Below are 20,010 nucleotides of genomic sequence, written 5' to 3' on the forward strand. Positions count from 1 at the left end.
AAAGGTGAGTGGTGTTGAGGAAAAAGAAGCCATTACTTAGTTTGACAGTCCTGATGGTCATATTTGGCATCATGGTCTCGATCCAGTTTAACTCTCTACAAAAGCCTAAAGTTCGCGATACTCGAGACGTTTGGGAATTAAGAGAGGATTTATCTGCATCTAAAAGTAAGGAACTGGATTTGTTGAAAGAAATTGATAAATATGATGAAATGCTAAAAAAGTATGGCAACCAAGAAGATCAATCCAAAGAAGCACAATTAACAAAAACGTTGAAGGATTTGAAAGAAAAGGCTGGTTTTACAGAGGTAACGGGTGAAGGAGTTGAAATAGAAATTACTCAGCTTTTTTCTAAGGAACTTACCGGAGAAGAAGTCAAAAATATACCACCTGATCTTCTGAAAAAATTAATCAACGAAGCCAATATGTTTGGGGCAAAACATATTTCCATTAATGAACTCCGGGTGATTAACACCAGTGTTATTCGAGATATTAATGGTACGACGAAAATGGATGGTTACAGCATAGATGGTGATACAGTCACGATTAAGATGGTCAGCGAGCAGGCCGATAAATTATACAGCCGTTTAAATGTATCAGATATTGGTGATTTGTTTGCTCAGGAAAATTTCAGTTTGAGTATTAGACCGCCGAAGAAAAAAATTCATTTAAAAGCATTTGACGGTACAATACAATTAAATGAATTGAAGCCTCTTGACGATGTAAAGGAGGGAAAATCTTAATGTGGCTTCCTGTACTTGGTTTAATCATAGGAGTTGCGATCGGTTTCTTAACGAATTTTACGATACCGAATGAGTATTCTAACTATCTTTCCCTCGCTGTACTTGCTGCGCTTGATACATTGATTGGTGGAATCAGAGCACATCTGCAAGGGGCATACGATGAACTAGTGTTTGTATCAGGTTTCTTCTTTAATATTATACTCGCAATAAGTTTAGCTTTTCTGGGCGTCCATCTTGGTGTAGACTTGTATTTAGTCGGAATGTTTGCATTCGGTGTTAGATTGTTTCAAAATATCGCCGTTATTCGAAGAATTCTACTAACAAAATGGACAATTTCTAGAGAAAAAAAGAAAAAAAGTGAGTCATAAAAAAGGATATACATATGATGTAACGAATATTTTCAGTAATCCTAATAAAAAATGTTGATTTTTTAAGTTTTGTTACACACTTGTAAAAACACATTCATTGTATTGTTGTTCAGCAAATAATAGAATAGAAAGTATTGATATGTGAGGAGGTGCCATAGAATGAACAACAATGAAATTTACGTCAGCCTTGACATCGGTACATCCAATATAAAAGTCATCGTCGGAGAAATGGCGGATGATTCGCTTAACATTATAGGTGTTGGAAATGTCCCTTCAGAGGGGTTAAAAAAAGGATCGATTGTTGATATAGATGAAACAGTTCATTCTATTAGACAAGCATTTGAACAGGCTGAGAGAATGGTAGGTTTTCCTTTACAAAAGGCGATAGTCGGAATTAACGGAAACCACATTCATATTCAGAATACGAGCGGCGTTGTCGCGGTGTCTAGTGAAAATAAAGAAATACATGCTGAAGATGTGAGACGTGTCTTGGATGCTGCACAGGTAGTATCTATTCCGCAAGAACATCTCGTAGTAGACGTCATTCCGAGACAATTTATCGTCGACGGAAGAGATGAGATCACAGATCCGAAAAAAATGCTAGGTGTAAGGCTAGAAGTGGATGGATCGTTAATCACTGGTTCTAAAACGATTCTACATAACTGGCTCCGATGTGTAGAGCGGGCTGGTATTGAAATTATGGATATTTGCTTGCAGCCACTTGCATCGGGTTCAGCAGCGTTATCGAAAGATGAAAAAAATCTAGGGGTAGCTCTTGTCGATATTGGCGGCGGCTCTACTACGATATCCGTATTTGAAAACGGGCATCTCTATTCTACTCACAGTATCCCATTGGGCGGAGAGAACATTACAAAAGATTTGTCTATAGGACTTAGAACTTCCACTGAAGAAGCTGAACGAATCAAAAAGCAATTTGGGCATGCATTCTATGATGAAGCATCGTCTGAGGAGACATTTGAAGTTTCCGTCATCGGTACGGACCAAAAACAGACGTATACACAACTTGAAGCAGCCAATATCATCGAAGCGCGATTGGAAGAGATTCTGCTTTTTGTGGCAGAGGAATTACGCAATATGGGTGTCCATGATTTGCCTGGCGGATTCGTTCTAACAGGTGGACAGGCAGCTATACCAGGTATTCTTTCTCTGGCACAAACGGTCTTACAAAACAATGTAAGAATCGCAAGTCCTAATTATATTGGGGTCCGGGAACCTCAATATATGACAGGAGTGGGCTTGATCCATTTTGCTTATCGCAATGCAAAGATTCAGGGCAGACAGGTTGGATTCCAAATGCCGGATGAAGCATTTCATGAAGTAGGCGCGTCCATGGAGCCGGTTTCTTCTACACCACAAGTAAAAGAAGCTCAGCCAAGACCGAAAGTGAAACAAAAAGCGCAACAAGAGACAAATAAAAAACCGGGCAAAATGAAAAAACTATTTAATATGTTCTGGGAATAGAACTAGATTTTCGACGGATTAGGAGGATTCAGCATGTTGGAGTTTGAAACAAATATAGACGGCCTAGCATCAATTAAAGTAATCGGTGTAGGTGGCGGCGGAAATAACGCTGTCAACCGAATGATTGAAAATGACGTACAGGGTGTCGATTTTATTGCAGTGAATACAGATGCACAGGCGTTAAACTTATCAAAAGCAGAAACAAAAATGCAAATCGGTGCTAAGCTGACAAGAGGGCTTGGAGCAGGTGCGAATCCTGAAGTCGGTAAAAAAGCTGCTGAAGAAAGCAAAGAACAAATTGAAGAAGTCCTAAAAGGCGCTGACATGGTCTTTGTGACAGCCGGTATGGGCGGTGGAACTGGTACGGGTGCTGCACCTGTCATTGCGAAAATCGCAAAAGATTCAGGAGCCTTGACAGTTGGAGTTGTGACTCGTCCTTTCACATTTGAAGGAAGAAAGCGTCAGCTTCAAGCAGTTGAAGGGATTGCTTCTATGAAAGAAGCAGTTGATACGTTAATCGTGATTCCAAACGATCGCCTGCTTGAAATTGTCGATAAAAACACGCCAATGCTTGAAGCATTCCGTGCAGCAGATAACGTGTTAAGACAAGGTGTTCAAGGGATCTCAGATCTCATTGCAACACCAGGTTTAATTAACCTTGACTTTGCTGACGTGAAAACGATCATGTCTAACAAAGGTTCAGCTCTTATGGGAATTGGTGTCGCAACAGGCGAAAACCGTGCTGCTGAAGCAGCGAAAAAAGCCATTTCTTCACCACTTCTTGAAACAGCGATTGATGGAGCACAAGGTGTTATCATGAATATTACTGGTGGTACCAACCTTAGTCTTTATGAGGTACAAGAAGCAGCGGATATTGTTGCATCAGCCTCTGATGAAGATGTCAACATGATCTTTGGATCTGTCATTAATGATAACTTGAAGGATGAAATTGTGGTCACAGTCATCGCAACCGGTTTTATTGAGCAAGAGCCGGAAGTGACAAAACCTCAAAGAAATCCATTAGGACAAGGATTAAAGCAGAATCAATCTATTCCACAAAAGCGTGAAGTAAAACGTGAGGAACATCAACAAACATCATCACAACCAAGACAAAATACACAGTCAAGTGATGATACATTGGATATCCCAACGTTCTTACGTAACCGCAACAAACGATAAGCAAGCACGATTCATCCCCTTCCTTTGGAAGGGGTTTTTTTATGTCTGCATGGTGAAAAGATCCTGAGAGTGATTGATATAAAAGTCTTGTTTCTGCGTGTTATTTGGATCTATCGTATGTGTTTTGGCTTGAGTTTTTTAAGTCAAAAGAATCATTTTTAATTCCCTTTACAAAAAACGACAAAATGTTGAACTTTATTTGACTACATTAATGAGAACACCATGAATCTTGTCATGATCAAAAAGAAGGGGGAGGGGCAGGGTACACACTGTTTGACCATTTGAGGAGGAGGGATTTTATTGAAAGTGAAGTTTCGCAAAACCGCCGTCTATCGTTTCATGAGTCTTTTGGTGATTGGTACTTTAACGATGACAAGCTTTGGGATGGTTCAAGCAAAATCGACTTCTACCTCATATCAGGAGGAAGCCATTTCCTCTAAGACAACAAAAGCCAAGATTTCTTCGAGATTAAAGAAGCAGTTTCAAAAGGAAGATAAGGTGACCTTCTTAGTCAAAATGAAGGAACAAACGAATGTACAAAAAGTAGCAAAAGAAGCTGTATCAAAAGCAAAAAAACAAAAATTAACCGCGGCTAAAACGCAGTACACAAAAAGATCATCCGTTGTATCTGAGCTGAGAGCAACATCTGATGAAACGCAGCAAGCGCTCCTAGCGTATTTACAAAAGGAAAAAAAGAATAAGCAAGTGAAAGATATTCATTCCTACTATATTGTGAATGGTCTAGCTGTGACGGCAACAAAAGAAGTGATGGAAAAGGTTGCTTCTTTTCCAGTAGTAGCTCAAGTGCTGCCGAATGAAACACGTCAACTTCATCGTCCTGTTGATTTGAAGCATGCTAAGCCAAACAAACAAATCAAAGCAGTAGATGGAGTTGAATGGAATATTGCTCAGGTGCATGCACCAGAAGCGTGGGATTTAGGCTATGACGGGACTGGAACCGTTGTAGCAAGTATTGATACAGGTGTCGAATGGGATCATCCTGCGCTAAAAGAAAAATACCGCGGGTTTGACCCTGCTCGTCCGAACGAACCATCTCATGAACTGAATTGGTATGATGCCACGACAGGATCTGAAGTCCCTTATGATGACTTGGAGCATGGGACCCATGTGACAGGCACAATGGTTGGTTCTGAGCCAGATGGAAAGAATCAAATTGGGGTCGCACCGGGAGCAGAATGGATTGCAGTGAAAGCTTTTTCAGAAGATGGCGGTACAGATGCAGATCTGTTAGATGCCGGTGAGTGGATTTTAGCACCGAAAGATAAAAACGGAAATCCTCACCCAGAAAAGGCACCTGATGTTGTGAATAATTCGTGGGGCGGCGGGCCAGGTCTTGATGATTGGTATAAAGATGTAGTGAATGCTTGGAGAGCAGCAGACATCTTTCCAGAATTTTCAGCCGGTAATACCGATTTATTCAATCCAGGCGGCGCAGGATCGATTGCAAATCCCGCTAGCTATCAAGAAGCCTTTGCTACAGGCGCAACAGATCAGGACAACAAGTTAGGGTCTTTCTCCCTTCAGGGTCCTTCTCCATATGGCGTAATGAAACCAGATATTGCTGCTCCGGGAGTAAACATTCGCTCTTCGATCCCGGGAAAAGGATATGAGGATGGGTGGAATGGTACATCGATGGCAGGTCCGCATGTCTCGGCTGTTGCTCTTCTTCTCCGCCAAGTGCAATCAGACCTTTCTGTTGATGAAATTCAGCAAATTCTCATTGAGACAGCGAAACCACTGACAGATCAGCAATTTCCTGAATCCCCTAACAACGGCTATGGGGCAGGGTTAGTTGATGCAAGAGAGGCGATTACTGCTTTAACCAATGGAATCGGTACGATTGAAGGCCAAGTGACAAAAGAGGGAGAAGATACAGAACCACCTGTTTTTTCACATAAAGGTCCGAATGAAATTTTTACTGCAACGCCAACCCCATTGACCATCACTGCAGAAGATGGGATAGCAGTGACAAATGTTTCCTTGACTTATCGAGTAGATCAAGGTGAATGGGAGACGCTGAAAGCCAACCGCACGGATGGAAATCATTTAAAAGGAACCTATACGGTGCAGCTCCCTGAACTCGAGGGGGAAAACGTGACGTACCGATGGATTGTGAAAGATTTTGGAGAAAATGAAGCGGCATCAGATCCTTATACACTTCCAATTAAAACATCCATCACCACTGGCTACTCACAAGATTTTGAAGCATGGCCAAGTGGATGGTTCAGTGGTGGAACAAAAGATCCGTGGCAGTGGGGAATACCGTCCACTGGTCCAAAACAAGCATTTAGCGGGGAACATGTCTACGCCACCAATTTAGACAGTCCTTATGAAAATAAAACGGACGCCAATTTGTCTATGCCGCTCATTGCTGTACCAGATTCAGGTTCTTCCTACCTGCAATATCAATACTGGCATGATCTCGAAGCCAATTATGATTATGTGCATGTCTATGTACAGCCAGAGGGTGAAGACGCCGTTCAAGCGACAGCTTATACGGGAAAAACAAATGCGTGGACAGCAGGCGAAGTTGATTTATCTGCTTATAAAGGTCAAAAAGTGAGAGTCCTGTTTCAGATAAGAACAGATGGCAGTGTCACAAAAGATGGCTTTTATTTAGATGATGTGAAAATCACAGATGAGGCTTTGTCTCAACAAGCCAAGAACCAGCTGGGTGTGATCAAAAAAGAAAAATCCACAAGCCAGAATAAAAAATCAGTTGATCCAAAAAAGGCAAAGCCTGCTAAAGTAAAAAATAAACATGTACAAATTCAAAAGCAAAACAGTCATGATGCTCCGTCTATTCAAGCTCTTCCAATGAGAGCGCAAATCAGTGTTCTAGAAAGCGGAAAATCAACTTCCACCGATGAAGCGACAGGGAAATATCAGCTGTCTCAAGGAGCAGGAGAATGGACAGTGAAAGCGGAAGCTTACGGCTTTGAATCACGGTCCCAAAAAGTCAAAGTGGCATCAAAAGAAACAGCAGAAGCGAATTTCTCCTTACAGCCGCTAGAGAAACGAACGATCTCCGGCACGGTCGTCAATGAAACAACTGGTGAAAAGGTGAAGAATGCAACTGTTTATCTTGTGGAGGACGCAAAAATTGAGCCGGTGAAAACAGATGAATCCGGTGAATTTTCTCTAGAGGCATTAAGCGGTGTCTATACAGTCAAAATTTTTGCAAAAGGGTTTAAAGGCTATACGTTTACAGCGGATGTGACGGAAAAGCCGCTTGAAAAGTCAGTGAAACTTGAGCCTTTTATCGGTTTTCCGGGAGAGATTGGCTATGATGATGGAACGGCTGAAAATGCACGGGCTTTCTACGATCCTGGCAATGGTTGGGCTGTGAAGTTTTCATTAGAAAAAGGAAAGAAACAAGCACAAGTCACAGGTGGCCTTTTCCGGTTTTGGACATCAGAATGGCCAGCTCCTGGAGGCGATGAATTTGCTGTTGAAGTATATGATGCTTCTGGGAAGGGTGGCGCACCAGGTGAGAAAATCGCAGGACCTTTAAAAGCAAATGCACTGCGTAATGGTGAATGGACAAAAGTAGATTTAGAAGATCAAGCCATTACAGTGGATGGCGATTTCTATCTTGTTTATATTCAAACGAAAAAGAATACCGAATCTCCGGGACTTGCCACAGATGAAGATGGCCCTAATGCTGAAAGAAGCTGGCAGCTGACGAGCGGTGCTTTTTCTCCTTCTCCGAAAGAAGAGGGGAATTATATGATTCGTGCGCTCGTAAACTATGAAGCAGATGTACCAGAAATCACTTCTCCAAAGGCAGGAACCATTACAAATCAAGGTGAATTGACGATTGAAGGCACGGCCTCTCCGGGTCTCGATGTGGCCATTTATCAAAATGATGAAGAGGTGGCCAAAGTCAAATCAGATGAGTCGGGTACTTTCAAAGAAAATGTATCTGTTCCAAGTGGAGAGCATGTCTTCACGGCGGCGACTGTAACGGATAAAGGCTCAACAAAACATTCCAAGCCAGTCAAGGTGATCATCGATCAAACAGCACCGACGTTGACCATTGATACACCGAAAAAAGGTGACAAGTCTAATAGAGAATCACTCACGGTGGAAGGGAAAGTAGCGGATGATTATCTAGACCAAGTCACAGTCAATGGAAAAAAAGCGACCGTAAAGGATGGGGCATATTCTGCAAGGGTGCTACTTGAAAATGGGAAAAATACAATCAAAGTGACAGCAAAAGATGCGGCTGGAAACAAAACGACTAAAAAGGTCGACATCGATGTACAATATGATGCACCTGTCATTTCTGAATTAGCGCCAAAAGACAATATGAATCTATCATCAGGTGAATCGGTTAAGATTTCATTTAAAAGCAGGGAAAAGCTAGATGCCACCTTTGTTCTTCATATGCCGCTGACAAATGCTAGATCAAAACTTCAAAACACAACCGAACTGCCGATTCGTGAAGTAGCACCGGGAACGTATGAAGGCTACTGGACGGCGACATCTATTGCAAAAGCAAAAGGTGCAGTGATTGAAGTCATTGTCAAAGATGATTATGGAAATGTCACAAGACAGAAGGCAGAAGGAACACTCACCATCAATGAGAAAGAATGACAGCGAAAAAGACACGACTCTTCGGAGCGTGTCTTTTTTTGTGCAATTGATAGAGGAGACACTTGTCCAACAAATCATTCCGATGTTCTTTCTGTTTCATACGTCGACAAAAACGATAACAATCCACCAAAAGTTCTCTATCATCCCCTACAAGAATTGACAGACTTCCATCCGATGACTGTTTTATACTGGTACAAACAAGTGCAAGTACTGCTTTTGATTCTTTGTTTCAGATGAAAGGAGCAGAAGGTGGTCATTTATTTAGATGTCATTTGGCTGTTAAACTTTTGTTTTGATCTATTGCTGCTCTTACTCACGGCATTTATTCTCAAACGACAAGTGAAAAAAAGGCGATATATGTTAGGAGCTCTCATTGGATCGAGCATTGTTCTCTTGCTCTTTACGCCATTTGCAATGATTGTGTCGCACCCTTTAGGCAAACTGCTTTTTTCTGTCTTGATCGTGCTTGGAACCTTTGGCTTTCAAAGATTTCGTTCCTTTTTTCAAAATCTGTTTGCTTTTTACTTTGTCACATTTTTGATGGGAGGGGGCATGATCGGGGTTCATTCGTTTTTGCAGACAAATACAGTTATTCAAGATGGACTGCTTATTTCACAAAATGATGGATTTGGTGATCCCATTAGCTGGCTTTTTGTTCTCACTGGCTTTCCGGCCATTTGGCTGTTTTCAAAGAAACGATTAGGAGAGGTTGGTGCGAAAAAAAGACAATATGACGAACAAGTACTTGTGGAGATCCACATTCAAGGAGAAACGATCCGCTTAAATGGTCTGGTCGATTCTGGAAATCAGCTGTATGATCCATTGACGAAAACACCTGTCATGATCGCCCAGCTCGATCAGCTCACATCTATTTTCGGAGAGCCATTTATAGAAAAAATGAAACAGTTTCATCCTGTTGAAGTGATGCAAAAGCTCGATGACCATTTTCCGCTGCTTGATCGTTTAAGACTTGTTCCGTATCGCGCAGTCGGTCATGATCACGGGTTTCTACTATGCTTTAAACCAGATACGGTCGTCCTTTATACAAAAACGCATATGATCCAGCCAGCGAAGTGTTTTGTTGGGATGAGTCTAAGTGGATTATCAGCAGATCAGGAATTTCAATCCATCATTCATCCAGAGATGTTAGACGGAAAAATGATACAAGGGGTGTCGTAGTTTTTTTGTGATGTCTTTTATCTTACGAAGTCAACTGGACATTTAGAAGGGAGAAGAAGATGAAAAAATTAAAATTTAAACTCACTTACTACTGGTATAAACTCCTCATGAAGCTAGGGCTAAAGAGTGATGAGATTTATTATATTGGTGGAAGTGAGGCACTGCCTCCGCCATTATCAAAGGATGAAGAACAAGAATTGCTCGTTAAATTACCTAAAGGTGATCAAACAGCAAGAGCCATTTTGATCGAAAGAAATTTGCGATTGGTCGTTTATATCGCAAGAAAATTTGAAAACACAGGCATTAACATTGAGGATTTGATTAGTATCGGAACGATAGGCCTCATCAAGGCAGTAAATACGTTCAATCCAGAAAAAAAGATCAAACTGGCCACATATGCGTCTAGATGTATTGAAAATGAAATTTTGATGTATTTGCGCCGAAATAATAAAATCCGTTCAGAAGTATCCTTTGATGAACCGCTTAACATCGACTGGGACGGTAATGAACTGCTTTTATCAGATGTACTTGGGACAGATGATGATATTATCACCCGCGATATTGAAGCAAATGTCGATAAAAAATTACTGAAAAAAGCGTTAGAACAATTAAACGATCGTGAAAAACAGATCATGGAACTGAGGTTCGGTTTAGTTGGCGGTGAAGAAAAAACACAAAAAGATGTTGCCGACATGCTTGGTATTTCTCAGTCCTATATTTCAAGGCTCGAAAAAAGAATTATTAAACGATTGCAAAAAGAATTTAATAAGATGGTCTAAAAAAATTTTTTTGAAAGCTTTATCCCTGCACTGTCAAAGGGATCACCATTTTTTCACATCTTTCTCGTCGTAGACCGTGCATATTTTTCCATCCCACGGAGATACTGAACTTTGTACAACAGCTCCTGTAGGGAGGGAAAAAAGTGTCCAGAAATAAAGTGGAAATCTGCGGAGTCGACACCTCCAAACTGCCTGTTCTGAAAAACGACGAGATGAGAAAATTATTCAGACAGCTGCAAGATGAAGGTGACGATACAGCAAGAGAAAAGCTAGTTAATGGCAATTTGCGGTTGGTTTTAAGTGTGATCCAGCGTTTTAACAACAGAGGCGAGTATGTTGATGATCTCTTCCAAGTAGGCTGTATCGGATTAATGAAATCAATTGATAATTTTGATTTAAGCCACAATGTCAGATTTTCAACTTATGCGGTCCCTATGATCATAGGAGAAATCCGTCGATACTTGCGCGATAACAACCCTATCCGGGTGTCTCGTTCACTAAGAGATATTGCCTATAAGGCGCTTCAAGTCCGTGAGAGATTGATTAGTGAGACAAGCAAGGAACCAACGGCAGAAGACATTGCCAAAGTGTTAGAAGTCCCTCATGAGGAAATTGTTTTTGCCCTAGATGCCATTCAAGATCCTGTTTCTTTGTTTGAACCGATTTATAATGACGGAGGAGATCCGATTTATGTGATGGATCAAATTAGTGATGAACGGAACAAAGATACACAATGGGTAGAAGAATTGGCCTTAAAAGAGGGAATGCGCAGATTGAATGATCGAGAAAAAATGATTCTTCGTAAACGCTTTTTCCAAGGCAAAACACAAATGGAAGTGGCAGAAGAAATCGGCATTTCTCAAGCACAAGTATCAAGGCTTGAAAAAGCAGCAATCAAACAAATGAATAAAAATATTTTTTAAAGCCGCCGCTGATATGCGGCTTTTTTCATTCTTTTTAGAGAACCCATTTCTAGTATTGACTCTGTTATTTTTTTCATTTAATCTGTTTTTAACAAATGTTATTTGAAATATCATTTGTGAGGGAATAGAGAAGCGGAAAGAAGGGTTATTATGACATTCCATGATGAAAGAAGGCTGCTCATTAAGGTTGCGCATATGTACTATGAAGAAGGCGCCACTCAATCTAAAATTGCAGAAGCTGTTGGGGTTAGCCGTTCGCTCATATCGAAATATTTGGCAAAAGCACGTGAAGCAGGAATCGTGGAAATCATTATTCATGATGAAGTGAATCAACAATATGGTTCGTTAGAAAGAAAAATAGAGCGAAAATACGGGCTGCGAGAAGTCGTGTGTGTGGAATCTCTCAGTCAAGAAACAACAAAAAGTCGAATAGGAGCTGCGGCTGCGGGCTTTTTATTAAAAGTCATGAAGGATGGACAAGTCATCGGTTTTTCATCAGGGACAACCTTGCATGAAATGGCGAAAGCGCTTACGTCTGTTCAGCATTTTCCGTCTGTGACATTTGTTCCGCTAGTCGGAGGCGTCGGAAATGAAGATGTTGATATTCATGCCAACTATATTATTGGAAGATGCTCAGAAGCACTCAAATCCAAATGTGAGTTTTTACATGTGCCTGTCATGCTTGATACGAAAGAAGCGAAAGATGTACTCATTAGACAGCCGTCGATCAAAAAAGTCATTGAATTAGGAGAATCATCAAATATCGCGGTCGTAGGAATAGGCGGGGTTCCGCAACATTCAACGATGGTGAAATCCTATATGACAAGTGGTGAGGAAGATATCCTGCAAGCGAAAGATGTCGCGGGTGACATTTGTTATAACTTTATTGATCATACAGGTGAAGTGTATCCGCATCCGTGGAACGACCGGGTGATGGGGATCAGTCCTCAAAAACTGAAAGAGATCCCGCTTGTGATTGGTGTCGCTGGAGGAGAAGAAAAAATTGAAGCGATCAGGGCGGCGTTAGAAGGTGGATTAATTCATGTGTTAATTACAGATGAACAAACCGGAGATGCCCTATTAAAGTAACTACCTAAGCCGATTAGGTAGTTTTTTTGAGTCTTTAGACTCAAAAAGATTGAAAATTTTATCGATTTTATCTTGACACAAAGTTGACACATCATATAAACTAAGTTCATAACAAATGATAAATAAAATAACAAATGTTACAAGAAACAGATTTTTGTTAATTTTTATAACATTTGTTAAAAGTTTCAGATTATTTTTCTAGCAATCTATTGTGAAGCAAGAAAACCTGAAAGGATGATTTAGATGTCAATTTATCAACAATTGTTAGCACGAGAACGCAGCGGAGATCCAATCAAAGTTGGGATTATCGGGGCAGGCCAAATGGGCTTTGGACTCATTTCACAAATTTCTAAAATTCCAGGTATGATTGTCGCAGGTGTTTGTGATATTCATCTTAGTGCAGCTGAGAAAGCAGCGAATTTTTACAAGCAACATGCGAAACCACATCAAATGGTCGTCACAAATGATTACAGAGAAGTGATTCAATCAGATTCTGTGGAAGTCGTTGTGGATGCAACAGGTGTTCCAGAGGTCGGAGCAAACATTTCTTTGGAAGCGCTTAATTCAAAAAAACATCTCGTTCTTTTAAATGTAGAAGTCGATATTACGATCGGCTTGGTCATGCATAAATTATTCACGAATGCAGGACTTGTTTACTCTGGATCAGCTGGAGATGAACCAGCAGCAACGCTAGAACTATACGAATTTGCAAAAACAATGGGGCTTGAAGTATTGGTTGCTGGGAAAGGTAAGAACAACCCATTCTTCCCAGAAGCAAACCCAGATACGTGTAAAGCTGAAGCAGATAGTAAACATATGAGTGCCCACATGCTGGCAGCATTCCAAGACGGAACAAAAACGATGGCAGAAATGAACCTATTAAGTAATGCAACAGGACTTTTGCCTGATAAAGTCGGCATGCATGGAGTAGAAGCGAATTTAGAAAATGTAGCAGATAAATTAAATCAAAAACAGCAAGGCGGCGTACTGGATAACTTCGGAGTCGTTGAATATGTAAACGGACTTGCACCAGGTGTCTTTGTCATCGTCAAGAGTGATCTTGAGCCAGTAGATGAAGAACTTCGCTACTTAAAAGTTGGAAAAGGTCCTCACTACACACTGTATCGTCCTTTCCACTTAGCAAGTCTTGAAACACCAGTGACGATCGCAAAAGCAGTCTTACAACACGATTCTTCAATCCATCCAATTGGTGTACCAGTATCAGAAACTGTCGCTGTGGCGAAAAGAGATATTAAAGCAGGAGAAACACTTGATGGTATTGGCGGATACTCCGTAAGAGGTGTACTTGAAACACATCAAGACATGAAAGCGAACGGCCACATCCCAATTGGCTTAATCAGCGGAAAAGTGGTAGCGAAAAAAGATATCAAATTGGGGCAATTCTTATCTCATGATGATGTAGAACTTGATGCAAACACAACGGTCTGGAAGCTGCGTTCATTACAAGATCACTTATTTCAATCATAAGGACGTGAGGCTATGGAAAAATTAGCAATCGTACTTTGTATCATTCTAATTGTGCAGTATGGTTTATCGTTTATTCAAATCAAGTACTACCGCAAAAGCATGGATTCACTGATTGACGACTATAAAGGGAAACAAGGCTATCACTTGTTTTCAGGAATGGAGCGGCGCAAATTTGGTCCTGGAGCCATTGCGCTCATCATTGTCGATGAATCATACATCATTCAAAAGTGTCATGTGCTGGGCGGCGTCTCGATTTTGTCTAAATTTAAGGAACTGCCTTCCTATGAAGGAAAACATGTGGGGGCTGTGCTTGATGAGCATCACATGATGAAACAAACATTGAAAAAGCGCAAAAGGGGACCAGCTGTCATGCAAGCACTCTCCATGGCAGCGGAGCAGGCGCTTGTCTCAATTTCTAAAAAAAATATAACAAATGTGAACTAAGAAAGGGGAGATGAAACATGGAATGGATTCAATGGTTTGGAGAGCACTTTATCGGGATGTTTGAAGCCGGCGGAAAGCAGTTCATGGGTCTTGTTACAGGTATCGTTCCAACGCTTGTTGTGTTACTTACTTTCACTTATGCTGTCATGAAGTTTATTGGAGAAGAGCGAGTGAATAGAGCGATTCAGTTTGCAGCGAAATATACCATTTTGCGCTATACGTTAATGCCGATCTTATCCGTTCTTATTTTGACAAACCCAATGGCTTATACGTTTGGCCGCTTTTTACCTGAAAAACAAAAACCAGCATTCTATGATTCAGCTGTTTCATTTGTTCATCCGGTGACATCACTGTTCCCGTATGCCAACGCAGGAGAACTGTTTGTCTACTTAGGAATTGCGAACGGGATTAAAGAAGCTGGATACTCTATGTCAGAGCTGGCTGTTCGTTACTTCTTAGTCGGGATCGTTGTCATTTTACTTCGCGGAATCATTACGGAATGGATCACAAAGTACTTAGCAGGAAAAATGAAAGCGAATTCACAATAGGGGAGGGTTAGACATGACAAACCACAAAGTATTTGTTGCAAAAGGTGCTGGCGGATGGGGAAAAGGATTAGAGCTTGAACCAACCGGTAAAAGAAGAAAGGTCGTTTCCATTACAGGAGGAGGCATTCACCCAGTTGCACGTAAAATTGCAGAAATGACAGGGACAGAAGCATGTGATGGTTTTAAAAATTCTATACCAGAAGATGAAATGATGTGTGTTGTCATTGACTGCGGAGGAACAGCGCGAATCGGACTTTATCCAATGAAACGCATTCCAACTGTCGATGTGCTGGCATCCTCTCCTTCTGGACCGCTTGCAAAACACATTACAGAGGATATCTTCGTATCAGGTGTCACAGAAAAAGATATTTCCTTTGCGGAAGCATCTGATAGTGAAGGGAATGTAGAAGGTCAAGAAAGCAGCGGCCCAATTGACAAAGAGAATTTCAAAGAAACCTATTCAAAATTGAAAGAGGAAAATATAGAACGTCAAGAAAAAGGGAATTTCCTCATGAGATTCTCAAGAGGAATCGGAAAAGTAACCGGCACATTCTATCAAGCTGGTCGTGATTCTGTTGATATGCTCCTTAAAAACATTATTCCATTCATGGCCTTTGTCAGTATGTTAATTGGAATTATCAATTATACAAAAATCGGTGATCTGATTGCCCATTTCCTTTCACCTTTGGCAGGATCTTTATGGGGGCTCTTACTGCTCGTTGTTGTCTGTACCTTACCGTTCCTATCGCCTGTCTTAGGACCTGGGGCAGTCATTGCACAAGTCATCGGTGTACTGATTGGTAGTCAAATTGCACTAGGAAATATTCCGCCTCAATTTGCTCTTCCAGCACTGTTTGCGATCAACGGTCAAGTAGGGTGTGACTTTATCCCGGTGGGGCTATCACTTGGTGAAGCGAAGCCGGAAACGGTACAATATGGGGTACCAGCTGTTTTGTATAGCCGTCTCATTACAGGCGTTCTATCTGTTGTGATCGCATACGTTGCCAGCTTCGGTATGTATTAAACGTATTAAAGGAGGAATCGAGATACATGGTAACACAATCTGTCGTAAAAGAAATTGGGATCTTAGTCCCGCAGTTTAAAGAAGATAAGCTGATTGTTTTATTTGGACCAGCAGCGCCGCAGGAATTAAGAGATATGTCTGTCATTCATGAGTTTGAACACTTAGAAGAAGAGCCGCTGAAATTAGGCGGAACGATTCAAGTGGGCGACCAAACGTATACCATTACTGCTTTAGGCAATAAAGCAAATGACAACTTTAAGGAACTCGGCCATATTTCGATCTACTTCCAAGAGCCGTTTGATGATGTATTACCGGGAGCTGTCTTTGCATCCCCGCATACGTTTCCTGATATTAAAGAAGGCGTACGAATTGAAATTTCGTAACCATGCAAAAAAGCTGTTCCTTTTAGGGAGCAGCTTTTTTGCGTTAGGTTTACTGATTGAAACATTTGCGATATGCTGTAGACGTTATTATTTGTATATTCAGAATTTTTATTCAGGGGGAAAAGATCGTGTCGCTTGACTTGAAGGATGTTTCTTTAAAACGAAATGGAAAATGGCTGCTTCGTTCTATTGACTGGCAGGTGAAAGACCAGGAACACTGGGTGCTTTATGGTTTAAATGGTGCTGGGAAAACGGCTTTATTAAATATGCTTTGCTCATATTATTTTCCAACGTCAGGTGAGATGACGGTGTTAGGCCATGTGTTTGGCAAGGAAGCGCTTGGTGAAAAACTAAGGAAGAAAATTGGTCTCATCTCTGCTGGTCTTGAAAAGAAGCTGCACAGAGATGACAATGCATTTGAAATTGTTTTGAGCGGGGCATTTGCTTCCATCGGACTTTATGAAACGCCGACAGATGAGATAAGAGAGAAGGCGATTGATTTATTAAAAACATTTGGCTCATTTCAATATGCCAATCGCACGTATGAAACCCTCTCGCAAGGGGAGAAACAAAAAGTGCTGATCGCAAGAGCTTTAATGAATGATCCGAAGCTTCTGATCTTAGATGAACCTGTGACAGGTCTTGATTTTTTAGCAAGAGAACAAGTGCTGGAGACGATCTCATTGATTGCATCAAAACCAGATGCGCCCACATTGCTCTATACGACCCACCACGCAGAAGAGATTCTCCCGATTTTTCAGCACACCTTATTATTAAAAGAAGGTACTGTTTTTCATAAAGGGGAAACAAAGCAGATGATGACAAGTGACTTGCTTTCTTCCTTTTTTGAATGTCCAGTCGAAGTCATGTGGCAAAACGGCCGTCCTCACTTAAGTAAATTGTAGATAAGAGAAACTATTGGTCTGCTTCCCTGCTTTTCCATCATACATATTATAGTAGAAAACGAAAGGCGGGGAAGGACAGATGATCAGTATTTCTGAATTCCAAATCAAAGATGTCGTCGATGTGTCGAGCGGAAAAAAATTAGGTACTATTGGAGACATTGATATCAATGTCACGAGCGGTAAAATACAAGCGATTATCATTGGCGGTACAGGTAAAATGATGGGATTTTTCGGAAAAGAAGAGGAAATGATTGTCCCGTGGCGAAATATAGTAAAAATTGGCGAAGATGTGATACTTGTCCGTTTGTCTTCTTAAAATTCGTATAACTCCTCAATGAATCATTCAATGATCCTTAACATAAGCTCTCCATTCTCAGCAATCAATGTCTTTTTCGGGTAAAAAGATTACGTTTTCATATCAATTTGAAAAAAAACCTGTAGAAAGGGCACATTTGAGTGTAATATTTAATGAATCCCACTAACTGTCTTAGCAGGTCTTGTGGTAAAATAGGAGCGATATAAAGAGAGATGAATGAAAGGTGGGAGGCAGCTTTGATAGACAAATATGACCCCTTTCAGCAGAAATCACCTTATGCAATGCTGATTCATGATTGGACGAACATGACATGTTCTGGAAAAGAGATATTGGCCGGTTTTACGACAAAAAATGGCGGCTTTAGTCTTTCTCCATATCAATCAATGAACACTGGACTCCATGTAGGAGATGATGCTTCTAGTGTCCAAATGAATCGTCAAGTCATTGCAGATGCTACTGCTGTGCCGCTCTCTAATTGGGTGTTTGCTGACCAAACACACGAGGATCGCATCATGAAAGTCACAAAGGAACAAAAGGGAAGAGGAAGTCTTCAGTATGATGAAGCACTATCTAGAACAGATGGTTTATACACCTCTGAACCAAACATCATGCTCGCTCTTTGTTTCGCTGACTGTGTTCCGCTTTATTTTCTAGCGCCGCAATCTGGGCTGATTGGAACGGCTCATGCCGGCTGGAAAGGAACCGTCAAACAAATTGGCGCCAACATGGTTGATGCATGGGTTCGCCAAGAAGGCGCTGATGCCGATCATATACAAGTCGTCATTGGACCATCCATTGGCAGCTGCTGCTACATAGTAGATGATGTTGTCATAGATCAAGTGAAACAGCTTCCTTTTTCAACAGAGGATGTGTATTCCGAGATGTCACAAGGACAATACAAAATTGACTTAAAAACACTAAACAAAAACGTATTACTTCATGCAGGATTAAAAGAAGAAAACATACATGTCAGTTCGATGTGCACAAGTTGCAATGAGCAGCATTTCTTCTCACACCGGCGTGATCAAGGGAAAACAGGACGTATGATGTCTTTTGTCGGGTTTAAGGAGGCATAAGTGCAATTGAATGTACGAGAGAATCTCAGACAAATAAATGAACAAATCAACGAAGCATGTAAAAGAGCAGGTAGACATCCAGACGATGTATCGGTTGTTGCTGTCACAAAGTATGTCTCGATTGAACGAGCATTAGAAGCAAAGGATGCCGGAATTTTGCACTTTGGTGAAAATCGTGACCAAGGGTTACTTGAAAAACAGGCAGCCATAACCGATGAAAACATTAGCTGGCACTTCATCGGCAGTTTACAGACGCGAAAAGTGAAATCTGTCATTCAGACCATTGACTACTTACATTCGCTAGACAGAATGTCCCTTGCGAATGAAATTGAAAAAAGAGCGGATCACACGGTTCGCTGTTTTGTACAGGTGAACACATCACTTGAGGAGTCAAAACACGGCTTACAAAGCGAAGACGTGATTCCATTTGTCAAGCAGCTGGCAGATTTCAAACACATTGAAATTGCCGGACTGATGACGATGGCTCCATTTACAGATGATCATACTGTGATACGAAACTGTTTTAAAACATTAAAAAGCCTTCAACAAGAGGTAAAACAACTGAACCAAGTAAATGCACCTTGTCAGCATTTATCGATGGGCATGTCAAACGATTTTGAAATCGCAATTGAAGAAGGTGCGACATTTGTTCGGATTGGCTCTTCACTTGTTGGAAATGAAACAGGAGGTGCGTGACATGAGCATAAAAAATAAGTTTAAAAGCTTCTTCACACTCGATGATGAAGAGTATGAGTACGAATATATTGATGAAGAAAGAGAACCAGCACAAGAAGAAAAAAACACAAAAGATAAAGCGGCATTTCAAGAGCGTCCTCAGGCAGGAAAACAAAATGTCGTCAGCTTGCAAAGCGTGCAAAAATCCTCTAAAGTGGTGTTAAGTGAGCCACGTGTTTATGCAGAGGCTCAAGAGATTGCAGATCATATTAAAAATCGGCGTGCAGTCGTCGTCAATTTGCAGCGCATTCAGCACGATCAAGCAAAGCGAATCATCGACTTCTTAAGCGGAACGGTTTATGCAATCGGTGGAGACATTCAGCGTATTGGCTCGAATATATTCCTCTGCACACCTGATAATGTGGATGTATCTGGCACAATATCAGAACTATTGACAGAGGAAGAACCTCAGAGGTGGTAAATCATAGTTATTCTAAATTTCATTTTTAATATTTTGGGTACGGTATTAACGATTTACTCATTCGCGATCATTATTTACATCTTTATGTCATGGGTGCCATCTGCAAGAGAAACATCGATTGGCCGCTTCTTGACAAACATTTGCGAACCGTATTTAGAACCATTCCGTAAAATTATTCCGCCAATTGGCATGATTGACATCTCGCCGATTGTGGCATTGCTTGTGATTCGTTTCGCATCATCGTATGGACTACATGGTCTTTATAATATGATTGTACGATTCATGTAAACAGGCTGCCGGGCTTGGCATCT

At 41.0% G+C, this 20,010-nt stretch carries 20 protein-coding genes; all 20 read left to right on the plus strand.

All coding sequences use genetic code 11. The features are described from left to right. Window positions 1-14 precede the first annotated feature (14 nt). The 20 genes from BA79_RS02285 to BA79_RS02380 all read left to right on the plus strand — a co-directional run bounded on the left by BA79_RS02285 (window position 15) and on the right by BA79_RS02380 (window position 19,987). Window positions 15-740 carry a DUF881 domain-containing protein gene (locus tag BA79_RS02285; protein ID WP_035700670.1) on the plus strand — a complete coding sequence of 242 codons (726 nt, stop codon included), beginning with the start codon at window positions 15-17 and terminating at the stop codon, window positions 738-740. Then, a complete protein-coding gene (locus tag BA79_RS02290; protein WP_003210988.1) occupies window positions 740-1,108 on the plus strand; it encodes a small basic family protein in 369 nt (122 codons plus the stop codon). Before BA79_RS02285 ends, BA79_RS02290 begins: the two co-directional genes overlap by 1 nt. A gap of 159 nt (window positions 1,109-1,267) precedes the next feature. Next, window positions 1,268-2,590 (plus strand): cell division protein FtsA, encoded by a 1,323-nt coding sequence (gene ftsA, locus BA79_RS02295; protein WP_007499754.1) that lies wholly within the window; start codon window positions 1,268-1,270, stop codon window positions 2,588-2,590. A 33-nt stretch (window positions 2,591-2,623) separates the two neighbouring features. Beyond that, window positions 2,624-3,769, plus strand: coding sequence for a cell division protein FtsZ (gene ftsZ / locus BA79_RS02300; RefSeq protein WP_007499752.1), 1,146 nt, complete (start codon window positions 2,624-2,626; stop codon window positions 3,767-3,769). 300 nt (window positions 3,770-4,069) lie between these two features. Further along, entirely contained in the window at window positions 4,070-8,389 is a 4,320-nt protein-coding gene (locus BA79_RS02305; protein ID WP_035700673.1) for a S8 family peptidase, read from the plus strand. Window positions 8,390-8,638: 249 nt separating this feature from the next. Beyond that, window positions 8,639-9,568, plus strand: a complete 930-nt coding sequence (gene spoIIGA, locus BA79_RS02310) for a sigma-E processing peptidase SpoIIGA (protein ID WP_017359360.1) — start codon at window positions 8,639-8,641, stop codon at window positions 9,566-9,568. Between the two features lie 59 nt (window positions 9,569-9,627). Beyond that, window positions 9,628-10,347, plus strand: coding sequence for an RNA polymerase sporulation sigma factor SigE (sigE, locus tag BA79_RS02315; protein WP_007499746.1), 720 nt, complete (start codon window positions 9,628-9,630; stop codon window positions 10,345-10,347). 143 nt (window positions 10,348-10,490) lie between these two features. Then, complete coding sequence (sigG, locus tag BA79_RS02320; protein ID WP_003211879.1) at window positions 10,491-11,270, plus strand: RNA polymerase sporulation sigma factor SigG; 780 nt, start codon at window positions 10,491-10,493, stop codon at window positions 11,268-11,270. 150 nt (window positions 11,271-11,420) lie between these two features. After that, the gene (locus BA79_RS02325) at window positions 11,421-12,359 is read left to right on the plus strand and encodes a sugar-binding transcriptional regulator (RefSeq protein ID WP_017359359.1); all 939 of its coding nucleotides are present in this window, start codon (window positions 11,421-11,423) and stop codon (window positions 12,357-12,359) included. A gap of 243 nt (window positions 12,360-12,602) precedes the next feature. Next, a complete protein-coding gene (locus BA79_RS02330) occupies window positions 12,603-13,847 on the plus strand; it encodes an NAD(P)H-dependent oxidoreductase (protein WP_025207299.1) in 1,245 nt (414 codons plus the stop codon). Between the two features lie 12 nt (window positions 13,848-13,859). After that, complete coding sequence (locus BA79_RS02335; RefSeq protein ID WP_008354650.1) at window positions 13,860-14,291, plus strand: transcriptional regulator GutM; 432 nt, start codon at window positions 13,860-13,862, stop codon at window positions 14,289-14,291. 17 nt (window positions 14,292-14,308) lie between these two features. Next, a complete protein-coding gene (gene srlA, locus BA79_RS02340; protein WP_003210918.1) occupies window positions 14,309-14,839 on the plus strand; it encodes a PTS glucitol/sorbitol transporter subunit IIC in 531 nt (176 codons plus the stop codon). A gap of 13 nt (window positions 14,840-14,852) precedes the next feature. Next, the gene (gene srlE, locus BA79_RS02345) at window positions 14,853-15,863 is read left to right on the plus strand and encodes a PTS glucitol/sorbitol transporter subunit IIB (protein ID WP_024720315.1); all 1,011 of its coding nucleotides are present in this window, start codon (window positions 14,853-14,855) and stop codon (window positions 15,861-15,863) included. A gap of 26 nt (window positions 15,864-15,889) precedes the next feature. After that, window positions 15,890-16,246 (plus strand): PTS glucitol/sorbitol transporter subunit IIA, encoded by a 357-nt coding sequence (locus tag BA79_RS02350; protein WP_007499733.1) that lies wholly within the window; start codon window positions 15,890-15,892, stop codon window positions 16,244-16,246. Between the two features lie 128 nt (window positions 16,247-16,374). Next, complete coding sequence (locus BA79_RS02355; RefSeq protein ID WP_017367201.1) at window positions 16,375-17,151, plus strand: ABC transporter ATP-binding protein; 777 nt, start codon at window positions 16,375-16,377, stop codon at window positions 17,149-17,151. Between the two features lie 79 nt (window positions 17,152-17,230). Then, a complete protein-coding gene (locus tag BA79_RS02360) occupies window positions 17,231-17,467 on the plus strand; it encodes a YlmC/YmxH family sporulation protein (RefSeq protein WP_008344958.1) in 237 nt (78 codons plus the stop codon). A 212-nt stretch (window positions 17,468-17,679) separates the two neighbouring features. Then, window positions 17,680-18,543 (plus strand): peptidoglycan editing factor PgeF, encoded by an 864-nt coding sequence (pgeF, locus tag BA79_RS02365; protein ID WP_035700679.1) that lies wholly within the window; start codon window positions 17,680-17,682, stop codon window positions 18,541-18,543. A gap of 6 nt (window positions 18,544-18,549) precedes the next feature. Beyond that, on the plus strand, window positions 18,550-19,239 hold the full coding sequence (locus tag BA79_RS02370; RefSeq protein WP_026050091.1) for a YggS family pyridoxal phosphate-dependent enzyme: 690 nt from the start codon (window positions 18,550-18,552) through the stop codon (window positions 19,237-19,239). 1 nt (window position 19,240) lies between these two features. Next, window positions 19,241-19,699: a cell division protein SepF gene (gene sepF / locus BA79_RS02375; RefSeq protein ID WP_017359354.1), complete on the plus strand. Its 459-nt coding sequence runs from the start codon at window positions 19,241-19,243 to the stop codon at window positions 19,697-19,699. Between the two features lie 9 nt (window positions 19,700-19,708). After that, window positions 19,709-19,987, plus strand: coding sequence for a YggT family protein (locus BA79_RS02380; RefSeq protein ID WP_374998360.1), 279 nt, complete (start codon window positions 19,709-19,711; stop codon window positions 19,985-19,987). Window positions 19,988-20,010 lie beyond the last annotated feature (23 nt).

The sequence above is a fragment of the Bacillus altitudinis 41KF2b genome (assembly GCF_000691145.1).
Classification (GTDB): domain Bacteria; phylum Bacillota; class Bacilli; order Bacillales; family Bacillaceae; genus Bacillus; species Bacillus altitudinis.